Consider the following 18,363-nt stretch of genomic DNA (forward strand, 5'->3'; position numbering starts at 1 on the left):
AATCCGATCCTTGCTGTGCCCGCCGTAGGTGACTTGGAGGCGGGGCCTGAGCGCGGCATGCGACAAGAAATCGATACCGGCATCAGCCCGGCTTGTTGCGCGCGTTTCAGTCCGAGAACGTTGGAGTCGGATCCTTGGTAGGGCTTTCCTTCAACGAGGAAAAATCCGGGTTGGGCGACACATGCTGAGAGCATACAAGCAGCTAGGCAGACATAAGCCGTCCTCAAAGTCATTCTTCCTTGTCCATCATCACACCGCTCCTCTAGCACAGGCTTTCACAAGGAATACCATCCTTGTCGCGGTCGAGTTTGCCGCCCCAAGAGCAGTTGGCCAAATACCAGTTCGCCTCGTAGCAGGAACTGATCTGTGGGCAGGTCCGCCGTGGCTGGCAGGAGAAACTTTGTGCCACTTGCCTGTTGATGATCCCGAGAGACTCGCTGATCGCCGGTTGCTGATTGTCCGCATGCTCGGCACGCCATTCCCAGGGCGCCTGAAGCGTTCCGACCCACACGCCGACCTTTGCCGCCTTGGCCTTCACCTGCTGCTCTGCGTAGCTGCCGTGGCTGTAGCGGGGCCAGTCGAGCGCCTGACCGTGCTCGACCATCCAGGCGGCAACGCTGGCACCATCGGCGCGCCGGCAGTCGCCCACGAAGCGCCCGTATCGATCCCAAGTCACGAATGCGCATTGGACTGGCCTCGAGGCCGCCAGGAAGACGTCCAGCATTTCCGCCGCTCGGCGCCCGCACGGATATTCGAAGCCCTTGGCGTCCTCGCAATACTGCCGGCTCTCGGGCGCATCGATGCCGTTGAAACGGATGCGCTGCCCGTGGATTTCGATTGTATCGCCGTCGATGACTGAGGCGACACCGGCGATCGGCGCGGGCTTCGGGCCGATCAAATTCGACAGATTGATCTCGGGCAAACGGTCGCTGTGCTTCATGACGCTTTGCGCGGCCAAGGCGCCCGCCGCAGCGACAGTCACCACGACCAGACGGCCCGGCACGCTCGCCCAACGCAACGCCCGTAAGCGCTTGGCCCCAGTGCGCTTTCGCCACTGGTTGGACCGATTGTCGTGCCGTGATCTGTCCACGGGCCCGCCTACGCCGACCAGCCCGGCCAAGTGGCGTCGATCATGGGCGCGCCGGCGCAATAGTAGTCGTCAACGAACCGGCCTGTCGCCCTATCTCGGCAGCGCCAGATCACGCTGTAATTCTGGCCGTAGAACTGGTCCCACGCGACCCCATAGACCTGAGGCCGTGGAACGTAGTATCCCCCGCCGCCATTGTTAGCGGCAACTCCAACCGCCGCGCCACCTACAGCCGCGACAGCTATTCCAGTCGCTACAGCATTGTCAGTTTGTATGAGCCTGATGCACTTCTCTGCCGTTGCACCCCGGCGAACTAGAAGGGCTGCCACTCGGCTCCGATATTGCTCGTCTGTGCTGCTAGCCAGAACATGACAGAGCGTCACCGTATTCATTGCGGTGAGATCGCTGTTGGAAACTTTGGCGCTTGTTGAGCAGCCGCTAATAAATACGGCTAAGCTCGCGAGAAAGGCTTTCGCTCTCATTGATTTGTCCCCCCGTTGAATAGTGAGACAAATCTGGCTTATGAGTCTACAAATTTGTTTTTAGTAGTATTGGATTCCACCGCTAGCGGTGTCGCCGGGCGCTGCCTTAGAAGTCACTTTCTGGCAGGCAGGAAAGTACCCCTAGATTATCCCTTTGGTTAAGAACCGGAGCAAATCACCGCGCAAGTCGCGTTTCAAGCCAGCCATCAATTAGAGACAGCTAACGGAACGCTTGCGGCCGTGCGATATTGAACAAATTCGATGTTGCGTGGGGTTCCGATGTGTAAGCCTCCCGGCGGGGACCGGTTGTCGTTCATTGAGCCGCTAATGCCGACCCTGGTGGAAAAGCCACCCGAAGGGGACGACTGGTTTCACGAAGTCAAATTCGACGGCTACCGCTCGCAAATCATCAAGGATGCTGGCGGCGTGCGCATCTTCACCCGCCGCGGGCTCGACTGGACGTCGAAGTATCTCGCCAGAGCCGCGGGCGAGCTCGACGCCGAAAGCGCCATCATCGACGGCGAGATCATCGTGCTCAATGAGGCCGGCCTGTCGGATTTCGCGGCTTTGCGTAAGGCCATCACGCGGCGCCAGCACGACCTCTATTTCGTCGCCTTCGATCTGCTGCACCTCAACGGCCACGACCTGCGCGACATGGCGCTGCAAGAGCGCCGCGATATCCTCGCCAGCATCATCCCGCCTGACATCCGCATCCAGTTCAGCCAGACGCTGCCGGGCGACGCCGCGGCGATCTATCACCTGGTCGACCAGGCCGGCCTTGAGGGAATGGTGTCTAATCGTCGAGACAGCAAGTATCGCAGCGGGCCTTCGACCAACTGGCTGAAGACGAAATGCTACACAGTCGGGGAGTTTGAACTGCTCGGCGTCGAGCGTGAGGCTGGCAAGCCTGCCTTTGCCCTGTTGGCCGACCGAGGCACAGGCCGCTATGTTGGCTCGGCGTTCATCACCTTGAACCGGGAAATGCGGGAACGGCTCTGGGAGCGCGTCCAAGAGCACGCTGGCACGGCACCCAAGGGCATGAAGCGGCCGGCGACGCAATGGGTCAAGCAGGGGCTGATCGGCCGTGTGAAGCACCTACGGGGCGAGGAAGACTTACGGCATGCGTCGCTGCAGGATTTCCGGGAGGAGTAGTCCCTAGATCGACCCAGGCACCGGGTGGACTCCCGCCAGCAACGGACGCATTCTGCCCTTGGGGAAGGGATCATGGGCAACATCGTTCATGCTGGGCGGACAAGGAGGCGAAGGCCTTGGTGGCGTTCGCTTCTACGCTATCGTCTCATGACAGTTCTGGCGATGCTTGGGATCACCTCCGCAGCCTATTTTGCTGTCGACGCTCGGGACGATCTGCCGCGCGTTCACCGTGGCGGCGGTTCGGCGACCAGCAACAACGCCGTCCACAAAGCGGGCTGCGATATCAAGGGCAACATCAACGAGCGGGGCGAGCATATCTACCATATGCCGGGGCAGGAATATTACTCGGCTACGCGCGTCAACCCAGCGCGCGGCGAGCGCTGGTTCTGCTCGCAATGGGATGCGTGGTGGGCCGGCTGGCGGAAAGCGAAAGTCTGAGGCGGGTGCTCCCTCCGGATGTTTTTTAGCGGCAGCTAACGGAACAGAAACCGCTCCTGCGATATTGAATCAAATTCGAGTCGCGAGCATCATCAGGGTTCGCGCTCTTTCCGACACTGACATGCCGGACGTTGATCTGCAGACCGAGATCGCCAATGAGGCCGCCATTCAGAGCCGACCTATCCTATTTGACCGCTTTCCCAAGAACTTGAAAATCACCCACAAGGCATGACTATCGAGCCAATTGACGGCTGGGCCCGATCGGAATGACGGAGCCGCCCGGCACGTTATGGACTGGGCGATGACCGGAAGGCGTCAGCAGGAAGACCAGGTCGGACGGGATCGGCGTCTTCAGGCGCCACGTGCGGATCGAGTTGGGCGTATTCAGTCGGCACGACGAACCCGCCAAGATCGATTATCTCCATATGCACCTCGTTTTCCTTCACCGGGCTTGGCGATAGGGAATCGAGATCCGGATGGGAATCTATGACCGTGCCCCCGGTACCGAACTTGACATCCTTATAGATCAGCTTGGTCTCGTCGGGCGTCGGGGCAAGCCGGACTCTCTGCCGTAGCCAGTCATAAAGACCCGACGTGGCATCGATTTCGACCTGCTGGGCGATCCATTGACCGGTGAGAGTGAACCTCACCGCGATCTCGGTCATGAACGCCGAACTAGACCCGTGCTGAATAAGTACAGCCGGTCTGAATTTGAAGCGAAGTTGGTGGGCCCCCTTCACCACACGATTGCGAGTCACGAATAGGACGACCCGGTGTTGCAGCCATGCGAACACCGAGGCGCCTTGAAATGTTATCGCCTCCACGTCGTCCCTAGGCGCAACGCCACCCGGCACGACCTTTATGTCTATATCGGCCTTCATGGTCAGATTAACCCGTCGAGTGTAGATCTCGTCGAAGACCTTGTATCGAATGCGAGGGTCGGCCTCTTTCAGTACCCCAATTAAACCGATGCCAACCCGGCGTGCCTTCCGCATTGCCTCCTTCGAAAAGCCGGCATTGCTGCAAATAAGAGTGAGATCGACCCCAAGATCTCGACGCTTCGAATCCGTCGCATCGACGACGCCGATACCTATTCGTCGCTTACGGGAATCATAGTCCTTGCATTCGATCAGGACCCGCCTGGTCACGCCGTCGACGGTGCCGGTGATCAAAACGTCGATCTCTCGAAGGCCATCAGGCCCTTCCACCCACTCGCCGACCTTCACCTCGGCGGAGGGATCGAACTGCTTTGCTACATCGCCGACGACTTGTTCATAGGGTCGACCAAGCTTGGTCATAGCATTTTCCCACTACAAAGAGCTTCCATCACGAATGGCATCGTCAAATGACGTTGGCAATCAGCGATATCAGGAATATAATCCTTTCCGTTGCGGCGACCCCATCAACGGAGATCGCCATGCCCGCAAGACCCTCGCCGACACCTTGGCCGCCCGCAAAACCGTTTATGTCAATTGCGGGCATCCAATGTGCTGCAAATCGACGAAGCTCGATATCGCAGCGCTGATCCACAGGCTCGGACCCGATCACGGGTCGATGCATCAGGATATGGTCGGGATCTTCGGCTGCTCGAAATGCAAGGCCGAGGGCCGCGGCCGCCGCCCGGTATTCTTCACATTCATTCCCGACTACGAACGCCAGCAGCGGGAGCGGATCCGCGACTGGCGCTAACGAAACAGAACGGAGACGCCCATGCCAGCCATCAGCAGGCAAGCCGACATGCCGATCATGTCGCGCTGCCTGTAGCGCCAGACCGCGCCTGCGAGCATCGATGCGGTGATGGCAGCGATGTAGAGAGCTACTGCCAAAGCCGCGTCACAACGCGCCAGATGCTAGCTGTCTGATTATCAACCCAAGAGCGAGTGTTATTGAGCCGAACCCGAACGCACAGACGGAAAGGATCTCGTGAATTACGGTCTTGGCTACACCAAGTGTCACAAAGCCCGCCAGCATCTCCAGCACACCTAAGACAATAATAACAACGCCCATTTGCCCTCCGACACCTATCAATAATTTTCGATGCTGCCGTCTTGGTAGACAACCCGTCTCACGGTCACGTCCGTCTTTGCTGTGCCCGCTGATACGGGACCGACAAGCTTGCTGAATTCGTCGTCGTTCATGAACTCGTTGTCGTCCCAAAAAAAGAAGCTGGGGCTGACATCGCTCCCGCCGGGTCTGATGTTGAGGTCTAGCTTTCCTTCGGTAGTGAGGATCGTGTCACCAAACGCGTCCTTTATGGTGATCACTAGCGCAACCGCCTTCACTCTTTTCGAAGAGGAGTTTGCAAAGGACAGGTGAAGCTCGATCCTCGGATTATAGATGCTGCGCCGCATATCCGCTCGCGCGATGGTCGCAATGCGATCGGCGGCGCTTTCAAGCTCTTCGGCGAAGGAGCGGCGGGTCATTGTCGGCTGTGGCGCCCTTCTCTGCGCTGTTTTGCCTTTTCCAACTCGGCGGCGACGAAGGAGGCAGCGTGTTCTGTCGCTCGTCTCGCCTTCTCGCGCTGCCGTTCCAACACCTCTGGTGGGTAGTAGACCTCGAGGCTCCACGTGGAGCTAGCAACGGCCGTCGGCAAGTGGCTCCAGTCCTCAACCGCACTAGCGGATCTAGGGGCCAATCTATCTCTGACTATTTGCCAAACGTGCCGCACGCTCATCGACTGAGGATTGCCAAAACCCTGGACATGCGCAAGTGGGCCGCCATCAGCCAGACGCCATGATCTGCCATCTCGTCCGGTCCGATACGTCGAGTGGTCTCCCAATTGTCCGATGATCGATCCCCCGCGCTTTGAGAAATATCGAACGGACTGTTGCTATGCTTTTAGCGTTCGTCGGCTCAGTCCCCGCAGTGGATGGCTCGGCACGTGATGTCGGACCAGTGCCAATTCAACTGCGGGTGGCTTTAACGCCGGACGTCACGCCCTTGAAGGGAGACGATGATGTCACGTTGTCGAGCATGGCGCACATCTTGTTCGGACCGTCAAAATTGAAACCCAGACATCTCTGATCGGCGGCGCAGGCCAATATGCAGTCGGCATAGTTGCTCCGCACGTTCGCGTAAGCGCCCCCAACGACTACCGTGTCCTTGGCGAAAACGAGGCTAGAGTACTGGAGATTCGCCTTGATGGCTCCCTTCGCCGCCATCACTGCGTCAGGACTCCTAACCAGAATCGACCCATTATCCTTCATGAAACAGGCGGCGTGCTTCTTATCGTAGGTGAGTGCTAAGCAGCGGCTATCTGCTTCGCATTGGGCCTGACACTGTTCAAGCGAGACATTCCAAGCGGGCATACCCGGCAAATCGTTTCCGATCGCATCCCATCCGTCCTGCTGCACAGACAGTTCTTCGGCCGCGGCAGCTGCTTCTTTCCGCTCATGGTCCATGTCGAAATCGCTTGGCGCGAAACTGGCCTCGTCGAGCCAGAGGCAACGGCTGGCGAGTTCTCGCGCCGAATTGTCGTCAAGGCCCACCGATGCGAGTGTCTCGATCGACGACACCGGTGCCTGCGGCTTCGATGTAGGTGAGAGTCTGTTGACAAGCCTTACCTGAACCTCGACTCCGGTGTTTGCCAGCTTCCGCGTATAACACCAAGCGGTGTCCCAAGTTGGATCTTTCTCACTGTCAAAATGATGACCGGACTCGAGTTGCCAAGTGCTGCCGGCGTAAGTCACTTGGCGATTGGCGAACTTTACGAAATCGAACGTATCTGGATTGGCTGGGCCTGCGGGCGGCAGCGTTGGCTTCTCGATTGGCGGCGACTTCAGCTTGTCTGTCTTTCCCTCTTCGGCGATTGTCTCGCCACCCGGAATTCTGTCTTCTGATTTCTTCGTCTCTTTTAGCTGGTTCTCGTTCGGATTTGACGGTTTGTTTTGGGCGACCGGCGGCTCCGGTTGGATCACCGTTGGGTCGCGATCAAAGACCAGCCATACACCCACACCGATCCCAATAGCGGCCATGGCGATGGCAGCGCCGCTAGCCATTCGCCGAAATGCATTGGCACGAGCGATCTTGTCGTGCGCAGCTGCTTCTGCCTGCAGAGTTGGAATAGCCGACCGTTTGATCTGCAGATCGATCGCTTGTTCGAGAAGCTTGGTGTTATGTCGTACGAGCACGTCTACTACCCCGTTTCGCACCCGTTGTCGGCTCGTCAAAATCTAATTGCAGTTCACCTTCGAGGGCTTTCCCTATTCGGTCGTATTGGCCTTTTGCTGAAACCTTCACCAGATCGACCACTTCCGGAGGCAGTTCCCGATCCAACGCCCGGCGTAGCGCTTCCGGGTCGTCAGTAAGGACAGGAACATAGAGGATCTCTTTGACGACCTTCTCGACTTCGACAGGAACCTCGACGCGCCTTTCGACCTCTCTGTCAACCGGCACCTGCACGGTTACCTTCCGGACACGGCGCCACCGCCAGCGTAGCAGCATTCGACGTAGCAATCGCGAGAGTTTGCTTTCGCGCTGAACGTCCGCCTGTGCGCCGATGCGCTGCAAGGCCAGCGCGACCATCGCTGTGATCGGCCCCGCTAATGCGGCGATGAATGCAAGTGAGGCGAACCAGATCGTCGATACCGTGCCGGCTTGAGGTTCTGTAACGTCTTCTGGCTTCACCCCATACCAGCGAGCTGCCAGCCTACGGATCTGATCGTTGCGAGCGACCGGGAGGCGCTCTGTTTCCAGGCGGTTCAGTTCCGTTGCGATGGCCTCTTGCCGCTGCTGGTTGGTGGCGAGCGCCTCTGACTTGCGAGTTGCGGCTTCCTGAGCGGCCGCTAGAGCAGTACGAGCCTCGTTAAGCTTACGATCCCAATCGGCAGTGGTGCCGTCGTAGAGTTTCTCCAGATCGTTGCGCCTAGCCTCAAGGCGCTGTTTGTCTTGGAGGGTCATTGGAGGACTATCTTTTCGCAGCGTCTCATATTCAGCGCGGGCCGCGGCGACTGCGGGCTCCAATTCGGCCAATTTCGGCGCGAACTCGGCCTCCTTTTTGAGCCGCGGGTTAGTCAGCTTGTTCAGCCCTTCTTCGTTGCGCTGCACCGATGCAAGGTCGCCTGTTTCGCGTGCACTCTTTATGCGATCAACGTAGCTATCCCGCTGTCGCTCGAACTGCTCCACGGCGTCCTTGATCTCTCGATCGCGCCGTTCTACGAGCGCGCTCAGCGCTGCTTGTTTCTCCTCGAGGTGCTCCTTGGCTCGCGCCGCTGCTGGTGAAAGGGTGGTTGCGGCCTGCAGCTCTTCGTCAACCTCTGTTATCCGTGCACGCAATTTGTCGCGCTCGGTGTCAGCCAATCCACTGAGCTGCTCCAGATCGCTTCGGGCCTTTGCCTCGCCGTCAGTGTTTCGCAAGCTTTCGGCAGCCGCCTTGAGATTTTCGCTCTCTTGCTGGAGTCCTTTGGCTCGGTTGGCGAAGTTGGCATACTGCACCTCGCGCATTGTGCTGGCACGCTCCAATCCGAGAAGGACTGTCTCAAAAGTGATGCCGGCCAATACGAGCAGAAACGCTAGGATAACAGGTTTCCAAAACCATGAGGCGCCGAACAGAAGCGTGGCGATTGGGATTTTCGTCAGCTCAGCAATCGCGATCATAAAGAACGGGGCACTTGCAAGGACAAGGTCCATTGAGTCCGCCGCCTCATTGGCAACAAAGCCGCGGTAACTCAGGGCGACGCCGGTTGCTAGACCGATGATCGCCGCAACGATTTCAAGTGCCCACGCACCGCGATACGTCCACTGGCCATAGCTCGCCAGTTTCTGGCTCATTGCCGTGTACATATGCAAATCCCCACCCTTTACCCAACCCATCTTGACATGTGACGCTGGCGTTTGCAGCAAAATTTACCGCTGGATACAGCGTAACTTGGAACAGGGTGAATAACCGGCGAGCCGGCGACAAAGTTGTTGCGTCTGCTAGCCTGATTTATTTCGGATGGCGCGTTGTCTCGGCAAGCGCTTCGTTACTCCAGCCAGCGGCCCAGGCGAATACGCCTAGTCCTCAGCCAGGGCTGCCGCTTTTGAGGACGCGTGTTTTGATTGTTCGAAGCTGAGGCCAACGGTGGCGCCGTGGCTGCGGCAGTCGCTGTCAGCCTCAGGGCAGCGACGTTCTTGCCGAACTGCGCCTCGAGGTCCCGCCAGGTTGATTCCGGCCAACGGTCGGCACCGATGATCCAAGCGGCGGCGCGGGCATAGACGCCGCAGTCGAGGGCTTCATTGCGTTCGCGAAGCTTCTGCGATTCAAGGCGCGAAGCCGTATCACGGGTTGTCTCATGAAAAGAATTCGTCGTCTTCCTCGTTGCCGGTAAACTCCCAAGGCTTCGGACCCATATCGCGGGTGGTCGAGACCCGGCTTCGTGACACGGGCGAAAGTCCAAGCTCGCTCATGAACTTGTGCATCAGTTCGACATTCTTGTTCGAGATCGCCAGCCAGGGGGAGGGCTGCACGTAACCGGCTGGGGTTCGAAGCAGGGTAGGGGTCTCCTTCAGCTTCTTCTCGGCTTCCACCCAGCGGCCATAGGCCTGGCAGTAAGCGGCAAGAGCAGCACGATCCAATTCACTGATCACACCAAGACGGTGGAGGTAGCGGGCGAGCCGTTTCCACTCTGCCTTCGCCGTCGGCATCAGATGCGCAGGGCAGGTTGGCATTGCGGTGACCGGCTTCGGCTCGAGCTTGTTGAGCGGTCGCTTCCCGGGGTTGCCCATGACGATCTTGAGTGCTGTCGGAGTTGGCTTGCGTCCACGCATTGTGTTGCTCTTTCAGTCCGTCGCAATGACGTGGTGGGCTCTGGAGTTTGTCTACCGTTTCGAGGCTGCGATCATGCCTTCGAGAGGTGGAAAGCCCGGTATTTAGCCATCTCAGTTCGAGCCATACCGCGGCGACCCCCCTGCCAATTTCGCGGTTATTCAAAGAAAGGGGGGGGCACCGGTCGCATTCCAAAAAGGATGTGGATATTTGACCGCCCCCCCCCCGGGGTGCCCTGGTCCGTGTCATTGCCTACTGGCCAACCGTTGGGCTGGAAGGTCGGCGAAGCTCTGGCCACTGCCTACCAGAATTGCCCTCTCGCCAGTGAAGTCCTGCCAGCGGGTGATGGCCAGATCGACATAGGCGGGGTTGAGCTCGACGGCATGGCAGCAACGGCCGGTCATCTCGGCGGCAATGATCGTGGTGCCGGATCCGCAGAACGGCTCGTAGATGGCATGACCAGGCGAGGAGTTGTTCTCAATCGGGCGGCGCATGCATTCGACGGGCTTCTCGGTGCCGTGCCCCGTGGGCGATTTCTTGTGCGGGATGGCCCAGACGGTGGTCTGCTTGCGATCGCCCGCCCAGTGGCCCTTCTTGCCCTTCCTGACGGCGTACCAGGCCGGTTCGTGCTGCCAGTGATAGTCGCCGCGGCCGATGACGAGCCGGGTCTTGTCCCAGATGATCTGGGAACGAACGGCAAAGCCGCTGGCTTCTAGGCTTGCGGCCACCGTGGCAGCATGAAGAGCGCCGTGCCAGACATAGGCAACGTCTCCCGGAAACAGCGCCCAGGCCTCACGCCAATCGGCACGGTCGTCGTTCAACACCGTTCCCTTGGCCAGGTTGGCTCCGGCACCTAACCGCTCGCGCCAGGCCGGATCATAGCCGACGCCGTAGGGCGGATCTGTCACCAGCAAGTGGGGCTTGACCCCGGCGAGGACCCGCTCGACGTCATTGGCATTGGTGCTGTCGCCACAGATCAGCCGGTGATTGCCGAGCAACCAGACATCGCCGATCATGCTGGCAGGTTTCTCGGGCAGATCAGGGATGTTGTCGGGATCGGTGAGCCCCGGTGTGCCGCGGCTGGTCAGCGCCAAGACCTCCAGTTCGCTGAAGCCGGCCAGCGACAGATCGAAGCCGAGGCTCTCCAACTCGCCCAGCTCAAGTCCGAGCAGTTGGTCGTCCCAGCCGGCGTTCAGCGCCAGCTTGTTGTCGGCGATCACCAGCGCGCGTTTCTGAGCGTCCGTTAGGCCGGCAAGCTCGATGACCGGCACAGTAACCATGCCGAGCTTGCGCGCCGCCAGCAGTCGCCCGTGCCCGGCAATGATGCCGTTGTCGCCATCAACCAGGATCGGGTTCGTCCAGCCGAACTCGCGGATCGACGCCGCGATCTGCGCTGTCTGCGCATCGCTATGCGTGCGGGCGTTCCTCGCGTAAGGGATCAGAGCTTCGGCAGAACGGTATTCCACTGCCAAACGATTGGCGTCCATCCGAAGCTCGCCACCCATTTTGGACGATGGCTGGCGAGCAGAGCGCAGCTGCGGCGAACGGGCAGAGGAGGAATGTCCTTCGTCATCAATCACGTCCCGACGCATCTGATGAGCCCCTGCCATCCCGCGACGACGTCCATTTGCCCGCAAGGGATTGTACAAGATCGGCTATATCATTGAAACGATGACATTTATCGCCACGACTGCGCAGCATTGAGCAGGAGACGACAGCGGCGGAACCGCGACGCAAGGGGAAGGGAATCGAAGCTTCAGTGACGGGACTGACGCTTGTTCCCAACTCTGAGCCAGAAAGGGGTTAGTTAGCCTCCAGTTCATAGTAAGGGAGGCGCGTCATAAGCGTCACTTGCGTCATCGCCACACCCTCGCCGCCGGTGCCGCTCGCCTTTCTTGGTGGCTCGCGGCTCGGCGGCTCGCCATCGGCGCACTTCCGATGCCATGCTTACTTGGAGGCCCTGCGACCCTTCCGTGTCCAACTTTCCGGGGCCAGTTCCCGTCGCAGGCTTTCGACAGCACGTTTCGGCACGGCGCCATCGAATTTGACCTTGGCCTCCTTGTAGTCGTCCTCCCTGGAAGGCCGTCTGCCTGTCTGGTCGCAATCAGAAATCCGTTCGATGTACCACGTGCGAAGTGCTGCCGGGGAATACCGTTTGCGTGTGAGTTCAAGGCTTCGAGGCTCAGCCGCGCCAGGCTCGCGTATGAGGATTTGCGTTACTTCGATTCCCGGACCGGAAGCAGTGGACTCCTTGACGTCGAGTTGAAGGTCGCGCCAACGCTCTTTAGCTATGGGGCGGCGCGGAGCATCAAGCGGCGCCTGGTTGCTGAAGCCATATGCCACGAGCTTCCCCCGCAGCAACTTTCCCCAAAGCGCTCCCCCCAGATTGATAAGGCGAAGCCGGTGGCGACCGTGTAGACTCTCGAACTCACGGCGTTCGTCAGGCCATGAAAGCGGGTCGAGGTTGCTCAAATCCCCATAACCACCGAGATCAAGCTCGAAAAGCTCTGCTGCCTGGCTGCGGTCCACGAAATGGAAAAGAGCCTCCCATGTCGGCAATCCCGCCTTCGGATCGAGCTTTTCCCAGGACGGCCGTGAATCATAGTCGAAATCGCCTTCGGCAAGGTCATCATCTTCGAGGCCAAATAGCCACGGTGGTCTTTGGCGGTGTGCCATCGGCCCAAGGTAGAACGGAACGCCTAGCGTGACCGCAAACGTGTCGTTCTTCCCCAAATTTCAGCAGCTTAGGTAAACCGATCGCAAACAAATCGGCCACTCATGGCCGGTTTTTGCATTTCTGACATTTGGCGGCAGGCTCTGCGCAGGAAAGGCAATGGAAGGCGGAGCAAGGCGTGCAGCAACACCTGAACGAAGCCGCTCTCGCGGCACGCTGGCGAGTCAGCAGGCGAACCCTGCAACGCTGGCGGCAGAACGGAACCGGAGCAGCCTACCTCCGCCTGGGTGGGAGGATAGCCTACGTTCTCAACGACGTGCTCGAATACGAACAGGCCTCCCGCGTTGATCCTTTGACACCGCTCTCGTCCGGACGGAGCAAAGACTGATGGCTGGTCGAAAGAAGGTGGCTTCTCTCTCGCGCGGTTCTCCATCGCTGAGCGACGACGCATTGGCTCTCGAGTTCGCCGAAACCAACGAGAGCTATGTGCGGCTGTCAATTGCCACGGGGAACTGGATGATCTGGGACGGAGCGCGCTGGCGTTCTGATCGTTCCACAATCCGGGAGTCAATCCGGCGTATTTGCCGAAGCACGGCAATGGCGACAGATGATCGCGCCGCCGCGCTTCGCCTTGCGTCCGCAGCCAAGGTAATGGCCGTGGAGGTACTCGCCCGATCCGACGCTCGCCTCGCATTCGATGATGAAGGATGGGACGCAAACCCATGGCTGCTGAACACGCCCTGCGGAGTCGCCGATCTCGCGACCGGCGAAATCAGCGCGCACGACCCCGACCTTTCCATGACCAGGATGGCGGCGGCTTGGGTCGAGGGGACCGCGCCGCGGTGGCAGAAATTCCTGGAGAGCATCTGCGCGGGGGACGCCGATCTGCAGAGTTACTTGCAGAGAGTTGCCGGCTACTGCCTTACCGGTTCCACGCGCGAGCACGCCATGTTCTTCCTGATGGGTTCGGGCGGCAACGGCAAATCCGTCTTCACCAACGTCCTGCGCACCATTCTCGGCGACTACGCGGCAGCAGCGGCGTCGGACCTTCTTACCGCCACGAACGTTGCTCGGCATCCGACCGAGCTGGCCGGGCTTAAGGGCGTCAGGCTTGTTCTCGTGCCGGAAGTCGAACGGCGAGCCCGTTTCGCTGAAAGCCGCATGAAGTCGCTGACGGGGGGCGATCAGGTGGCAGCCCGGCTGATGCGGCAGGACTTCTTCACCTTCACGCCGCAGTTCAAACTGATGATAACCGGCAACCAGATGCCTGCCCTCGATGGCGTAGACGAGGCGGTCCGGCGGCGCCTCCAGATAATTCCCTTCCGGAAAACAGTACCGGCTGCCGAACGCGACTCGTCGCTGACAGAGCGCCTCCTGGCCGAGAGGAATGGGATTCTAGCCTGGGCGGTGCAAGGCTGCTTGTCCTGGCAACTGGTCGGCCTCAGTCCACCTGCGCCGGTGAGAAAGCTGTCGGACCTCTATCTGGACAACCAGGACCTCGTCGGAGGGTTCATCGCCAACTGTTGCGAAATCGACCCTGCATCCTCGATCGGAAGCACCGAATTGTTTCGCCTCTGGGCCAGTTGGGCACGCGACCGGGCGGAGGAGGCGGGATCGCAACGTGCATTCGTTCAGGAATTACAGGCCCGTGGTTATCCGGCCGGCCGAACAGCACAGAGACGTGCAATCCAAGGTCTCAGGCTGAAAGCCGCAGTCACCTCGGGACGGAGGGTATGAACCCACTCTCTCCCGATCGGTTGAAGGCCGCTGAGCGTCTCGCCGAAGTTGCAAGAATCTTGGCGGCCGGCCTGATGGGTCTTCGTGCGCGACAGTCAAGCGGACTATCTGCGGAGTTGGAGAATAGTTTTGTCGACTTCGTTCCCAACCAGAGCGGTGGTGCCGTCGAAACTTCATCGACGGAGAAGCGCCAATGACCGACAATGTGCTGGCCCGCCTTGCTGAGCTGAAGACGACCGACATCGTTGCCCTGAAGGCCAGATGGCGCGACCTCTTCGCCTCGGAGCCGCCCCCCTACAACAGGAAGTTCCTCGAGAGCCGCCTAGCCTATCGCATCCAGGAACTGGCCTACGGCGGATTGAAGCCCGAGACCGTGAAACGGCTCGCGGAATTGGCCGAGCAGTTGGAGCCTCGGCGCTCTGGCACCAGAAAAGACAACATGCCGGTTACGGGCACGCGGCTGCTGCGTGAATGGCAGGGTGAGCAGCACATCGCCACGGTGCTGACCGGCGGCTTCGAATATCAGGGTCGCCCCTACAAATCGCTCTCTGCGATTGCGCGCACAATCACGGGCACGCGCTGGAATGGCTGGCTGTTCTTCGGCTTGCGAACCCAGAAGGGCAACGGGTGACGACGATGGCAGTCACTCCGCAGAAGCAAATCATCAGAAAACTCCGCTGCGCGGTTTACACGCGCAAGTCCTCGGAAGAGGGCCTCGGTATGGAATTCAACTCCCTCGACGCCCAGAGGGAGGCCTGCGAGGCGTACGTGGCCAGCCAGCGGGCCGAGGGATGGGTTCTCGTGCCTGACCGCTATGACGACGGTGGCATCTCCGGTGGAACGCTTGAGCGGCCGGCGCTAAGGCGCCTGTTGAAGGATATCGAGTCCGGTTTGATCGACGTGGTCGTCGTCTACAAGATCGATCGGCTCTCGCGTTCGCTGTCCGATTTCTCGAAACTGGTCGAGGTCTTCGAGGCAAATGACGTCACGTTCGTGTCGATCACACAGTCGTTCAACACAACGACCTCGATGGGACGGCTCACACTCAACATCCTGCTCTCATTCGCTCAGTTCGAGCGGGAGGTAATTGGCGAGCGCATTCGCGACAAATTCGCTGCGTCTCGCCGCAAGGGCATGTGGATGGGAGGGAACGTCCCGCTGGGCTACCGCGTAGAAAACCGCAAGCTGATTATCCAGGATGACGAGGCCGCAACCGTCCGCATGATCTTCGAGCGGTTTCTCTCTGTCGGTTCGGCGACGACTCTTTCACGAACCCTCAACGCCGAGGGCATCACCAGCCGCGGCGGGAGACCCATTGATAAGGGATATCTCTACAAGCTGCTTAGCAACCGGGTGTACGTCGGTGAGGCCGTCCACAAGGGCACTGCCTATCCCGGCGAACACCAGGCAATAATCAGCCGGGATCTGTGGGACAAGGTGCGCTCGATCATTGCCGAGGACCCGCGAAAGCGGGCAGGGCATTGTCGCCGGCAGAACCCGGCATTGCTCAGGGGACTGATCTTCGCACCCAACGGCTACGCCATGACCCCTGCCCATACCAGGAAGAAGGGGCGGCTCTACCGTTACTACGTCACTACCAGCGTGCAGAAGCTCGGGCCGGAAACCTGCTCGGTACGGCGCCTGCCTGCCGGCGAGATCGAGGCCGCAGTCATCGATCAGGTCCGCATCCTGCTGCGCTCGCCAGAGATGATTGTGAAGACCTGGGCGGTCGCGCGCGAGCACGGCGACGAGATCAGCGAGACCGAGGTGCGCGACGCACTGGTTCAGTTCGATAGTCTTTGGGGAGAACTCTTTCCCGCCGAGCAGGCGCGCATTATCCAGCTATTGGTCGAGCGCATCGACGTCGATGTAGACGGCATCTCCATCCGCCTTCGGACCGAAGGCATCGCCAGTGTCATAGCGGAGCTTCGGGAACGACCAAACCTGGATAGGGCCGCCTGATGAACAACCGCGAGATCAGCCGCGACGGCAGTTTGCTAACGGTCTCCATCCCGATGGCGATCCGCAAGCGTGGCGGTCGCAAACTTGTCGTGTCCCCGGCTGGAGCAGAGCCTTGGGGCCCGTCGCGACCGCGCATCGACAACACGCTACTGAGAGCCCTTGTCCAGGCATTCCACTGGCAGCATGAGCTGGAATCAGGGCAACACGCGACGATCAGCGAACTCGCTGCGGCTGAGAAACTCGACCGGTCGTTCGTGTCCCACATGCTTCGACTAACGCTCTTGGCGCCGGATGTGGTCGAGGCAATCCTCGACGGGCGACAGCCTCCGACGATGCAATTGCAGCCGCTGGTGCGCGGGTTTCCCGTTGAGTGGGAGCGCCAACGGCGCGATGGCTGCTGCTTGTGAAGGTCTGGTTTTAACCCAAGCAGGCTTTCGCAGGTGAAGGCGCGCATGACTGCTTTGCGCCTCAAACCGGTCACATCGGCCGAAGCTGCGCATCCCGAAAGCAGACGTCGGTAATTGTAAGGTCCAGTGGCGGATTGCATAACTGGCGAATTGTGCTGACTGGTCCGACGGCGCCCCGCGCGATGATGCGTGAGGTATCGGATACAGGGGACAGATCCTAGCGAGCTAGCAGACGGTTTTTCGCCGTCTGCCCATTGTTTGCGCCCGGTTTCACTGGGCGGCTTGCGTCGTGCTCTTCGCGGCCTCATCGATGACATCAGCGATCACGGCCGGCTGCGTGAAGAACAGCGCATGGCTGGCGTCGACCTCAGTCACCTTTGCGCCAATGCGCTTGGCCATGTCCTGCAGCATGCGCTGATCGAAAGCCTTGTCCTGACGAGCGATGACCGCCCAGCTCGGCGTGGTGTGCCATGCGGCATTCTTGAGCTTGATGCCGAACGACGACAGGTTGATCGGCACCTGGGAGTTCTCCAGGAAGGCAGCGTCTTCGTCGGTCGTATCGGCTGCAAAGCCCGCCTTGAATGTGCCAGCCTTTAGGATGCCGAAACCATCAGCCGTCGGTTCGATCACGAACTCTGGCGGCGTCGTATAGCCCTCATATTGCTGCGCGGTCGTTTCGCCGGCATCGGGCGACAGTGCGGAGACATAGACGAGGCCGGTGACCTTGGGATCGATGCCCGCTTCGGTGATCATGACGCCACCCCAGGAATGACCGACGAGAATGGTGGGGCCGTCCTGACGTTCAATTGCTCGTTTCGTGGCGGCGACATCGTCGGCCAGTGAGGTCAGCGGATTCTGCACGATGGTGACCTTGTAGCCACGCTGAGTGAGATTGTCATAGACGCCGCGCCATCCGGAGCCATCGGCAAACGCGCCGTGGACGAGGACAACGTTCCTGACGACCTGGGTGTCAGGAATCTTTTCAGCGGAGTGGGCAACGGTTGCGATGCCGATCGCTGCGGTGGTGGCGATGATGGTGCTGGCTTTCACTGTCTCTCTCCTTTTGTTGTCGCGATATTAATTATCGCGATAATTGCCTTCTAGCTGTCTCCTCGATGAATGTCAATCATAATTGTTATCGCGATATATCTTTCCACGAAAACATTAGCTATAAGCCAAGCGGAAGGAGACCCTCATGGCCAAACAGAAATCGAACGATCCCGTGCCCCTCGACCATCAGGTCTGCTACGCCATCTACTCGGCGGGCATGGCCATCCAGCGGCTGTACAAGCCCTGGCTGGATCAACTCGGCCTGACCTATCCGCAATACCTCGTGCTGAACGTGCTGTGGCAGGAGGACGAGCAGACGGTTGGCCATATCGGCGAGAAACTCGCCCTTGAATCGAGTACCCTGACGCCCCTGCTCAAGCGTCTGGAAAGCGCAGGGCTGCTGCGGCGGACTCGCAATCCCGACAATGAGCGGCAGGTGGTCATCGGTTTGACCGATCAGGGCCGCGCGCTCCGGTCGCGGGCGGGCTGTTTGGGCGATGCGCTTCTGGACAGCTCCGGCCACACGCCATATCAACTCGGTTCGCTCAATCATCAGGTCAGGCAATTGCGTGATGATATCTACGCGAAACTGGGCAGCTGGGCTGCGCCTTCGTGAGCCGATATGTCGG

19 protein-coding genes are annotated in these 18,363 nt (G+C 59.7%); 8 read left to right on the forward strand and 11 right to left on the reverse strand.

Features of this window, described 5'->3' with window-relative positions; translation table 11 throughout:
• Positions 1–262 precede the first annotated feature (262 nt).
• Positions 263–958, reverse strand: coding sequence for a thermonuclease family protein (locus AC04SI_RS14085; protein ID WP_488474357.1), 696 nt, complete (start codon positions 956–958; stop codon positions 263–265).
• Positions 959–1,896: 938 nt separating this feature from the next.
• Here AC04SI_RS14085 and AC04SI_RS14090 point away from each other — a divergent pair.
• The gene (locus AC04SI_RS14090; RefSeq protein ID WP_488474358.1) at positions 1,897–2,721 is read left to right on the forward strand and encodes an ATP-dependent DNA ligase; all 825 of its coding nucleotides are present in this window, start codon (positions 1,897–1,899) and stop codon (positions 2,719–2,721) included.
• A gap of 72 nt (positions 2,722–2,793) precedes the next feature.
• Entirely contained in the window at positions 2,794–3,159 is a 366-nt protein-coding gene (locus AC04SI_RS14095; protein WP_488474359.1) for a sunset domain-containing protein, read from the forward strand.
• Positions 3,160–3,446: 287 nt separating this feature from the next.
• Here AC04SI_RS14095 and AC04SI_RS14100 read toward each other — a convergent pair whose 3' ends face one another.
• Complete coding sequence (locus AC04SI_RS14100) at positions 3,447–4,457, reverse strand: restriction endonuclease (RefSeq protein ID WP_488474360.1); 1,011 nt, start codon at positions 4,455–4,457, stop codon at positions 3,447–3,449.
• Positions 4,458–4,491: 34 nt separating this feature from the next.
• Here AC04SI_RS14100 and AC04SI_RS14105 point away from each other — a divergent pair, with 34 nt between their 5' ends.
• Positions 4,492–4,848: a hypothetical protein gene (locus AC04SI_RS14105; RefSeq protein ID WP_488474361.1), complete on the forward strand. Its 357-nt coding sequence runs from the start codon at positions 4,492–4,494 to the stop codon at positions 4,846–4,848.
• Here the strand turns inward: AC04SI_RS14105 and AC04SI_RS14110 are convergent.
• The 8 genes from AC04SI_RS14110 to AC04SI_RS14145 all read right to left on the reverse strand — a co-directional run bounded on the left by AC04SI_RS14110 (position 4,845) and on the right by AC04SI_RS14145 (position 12,637).
• On the reverse strand, positions 4,845–4,985 hold the full coding sequence (locus AC04SI_RS14110) for a hypothetical protein (RefSeq protein WP_488474362.1): 141 nt from the start codon (positions 4,983–4,985) through the stop codon (positions 4,845–4,847). The two genes, AC04SI_RS14105 and AC04SI_RS14110, sit on opposite strands and share 4 nt — an antisense overlap.
• A gap of 7 nt (positions 4,986–4,992) precedes the next feature.
• Entirely contained in the window at positions 4,993–5,166 is a 174-nt protein-coding gene (locus tag AC04SI_RS14115) for a hypothetical protein (protein ID WP_488474363.1), read from the reverse strand.
• A gap of 17 nt (positions 5,167–5,183) precedes the next feature.
• On the reverse strand, positions 5,184–5,582 hold the full coding sequence (locus AC04SI_RS14120; RefSeq protein WP_488474364.1) for a hypothetical protein: 399 nt from the start codon (positions 5,580–5,582) through the stop codon (positions 5,184–5,186).
• 480 nt (positions 5,583–6,062) lie between these two features.
• Positions 6,063–7,289, reverse strand: coding sequence for a PAN domain-containing protein (locus tag AC04SI_RS14125; protein WP_488474365.1), 1,227 nt, complete (start codon positions 7,287–7,289; stop codon positions 6,063–6,065).
• Positions 7,273–8,940 carry an ABC transporter permease gene (locus AC04SI_RS14130; protein ID WP_488474366.1) on the reverse strand — a complete coding sequence of 556 codons (1,668 nt, stop codon included), beginning with the start codon at positions 8,938–8,940 and terminating at the stop codon, positions 7,273–7,275. Before AC04SI_RS14130 ends, AC04SI_RS14125 begins: the two co-directional genes overlap by 17 nt.
• A gap of 489 nt (positions 8,941–9,429) precedes the next feature.
• Positions 9,430–9,906 (reverse strand): phage terminase small subunit P27 family, encoded by a 477-nt coding sequence (locus AC04SI_RS14135; protein ID WP_488474367.1) that lies wholly within the window; start codon positions 9,904–9,906, stop codon positions 9,430–9,432.
• A gap of 243 nt (positions 9,907–10,149) precedes the next feature.
• Positions 10,150–11,391, reverse strand: a complete 1,242-nt coding sequence (locus AC04SI_RS14140) for a site-specific DNA-methyltransferase (RefSeq protein ID WP_488474406.1) — start codon at positions 11,389–11,391, stop codon at positions 10,150–10,152.
• A gap of 460 nt (positions 11,392–11,851) precedes the next feature.
• On the reverse strand, positions 11,852–12,637 hold the full coding sequence (locus AC04SI_RS14145; protein WP_488474368.1) for a hypothetical protein: 786 nt from the start codon (positions 12,635–12,637) through the stop codon (positions 11,852–11,854).
• A gap of 328 nt (positions 12,638–12,965) precedes the next feature.
• On the opposite strand from AC04SI_RS14145, the gene AC04SI_RS14150 reads away from it, so the two are divergent.
• The 4 genes from AC04SI_RS14150 (at position 12,966) to AC04SI_RS14165 (ending at position 16,684) form a co-directional block, all read left to right on the forward strand.
• A complete protein-coding gene (locus tag AC04SI_RS14150) occupies positions 12,966–14,315 on the forward strand; it encodes a phage/plasmid primase, P4 family (protein ID WP_488474369.1) in 1,350 nt (449 codons plus the stop codon).
• Between the two features lie 193 nt (positions 14,316–14,508).
• Complete coding sequence (locus AC04SI_RS14155; protein WP_488474370.1) at positions 14,509–14,946, forward strand: DUF2924 domain-containing protein; 438 nt, start codon at positions 14,509–14,511, stop codon at positions 14,944–14,946.
• A gap of 5 nt (positions 14,947–14,951) precedes the next feature.
• On the forward strand, positions 14,952–16,277 hold the full coding sequence (locus tag AC04SI_RS14160) for a recombinase family protein (RefSeq protein WP_488474371.1): 1,326 nt from the start codon (positions 14,952–14,954) through the stop codon (positions 16,275–16,277).
• Complete coding sequence (locus AC04SI_RS14165) at positions 16,277–16,684, forward strand: hypothetical protein (RefSeq protein ID WP_488474372.1); 408 nt, start codon at positions 16,277–16,279, stop codon at positions 16,682–16,684. Before AC04SI_RS14160 ends, AC04SI_RS14165 begins: the two co-directional genes overlap by 1 nt.
• 270 nt (positions 16,685–16,954) lie before the next feature.
• Here AC04SI_RS14165 and AC04SI_RS14170 read toward each other — a convergent pair whose 3' ends face one another.
• Positions 16,955–17,698, reverse strand: coding sequence for an alpha/beta fold hydrolase (locus tag AC04SI_RS14170; RefSeq protein ID WP_488474407.1), 744 nt, complete (start codon positions 17,696–17,698; stop codon positions 16,955–16,957).
• Between the two features lie 181 nt (positions 17,699–17,879).
• Here AC04SI_RS14170 and AC04SI_RS14175 point away from each other — a divergent pair, with 181 nt between their 5' ends.
• Positions 17,880–18,350: a MarR family winged helix-turn-helix transcriptional regulator gene (locus AC04SI_RS14175; RefSeq protein WP_006203600.1), complete on the forward strand. Its 471-nt coding sequence runs from the start codon at positions 17,880–17,882 to the stop codon at positions 18,348–18,350.
• Positions 18,351–18,363 lie beyond the last annotated feature (13 nt).

The sequence above is a fragment of the Mesorhizobium sp. CNPSo 4689 genome, from assembly GCF_057784325.1.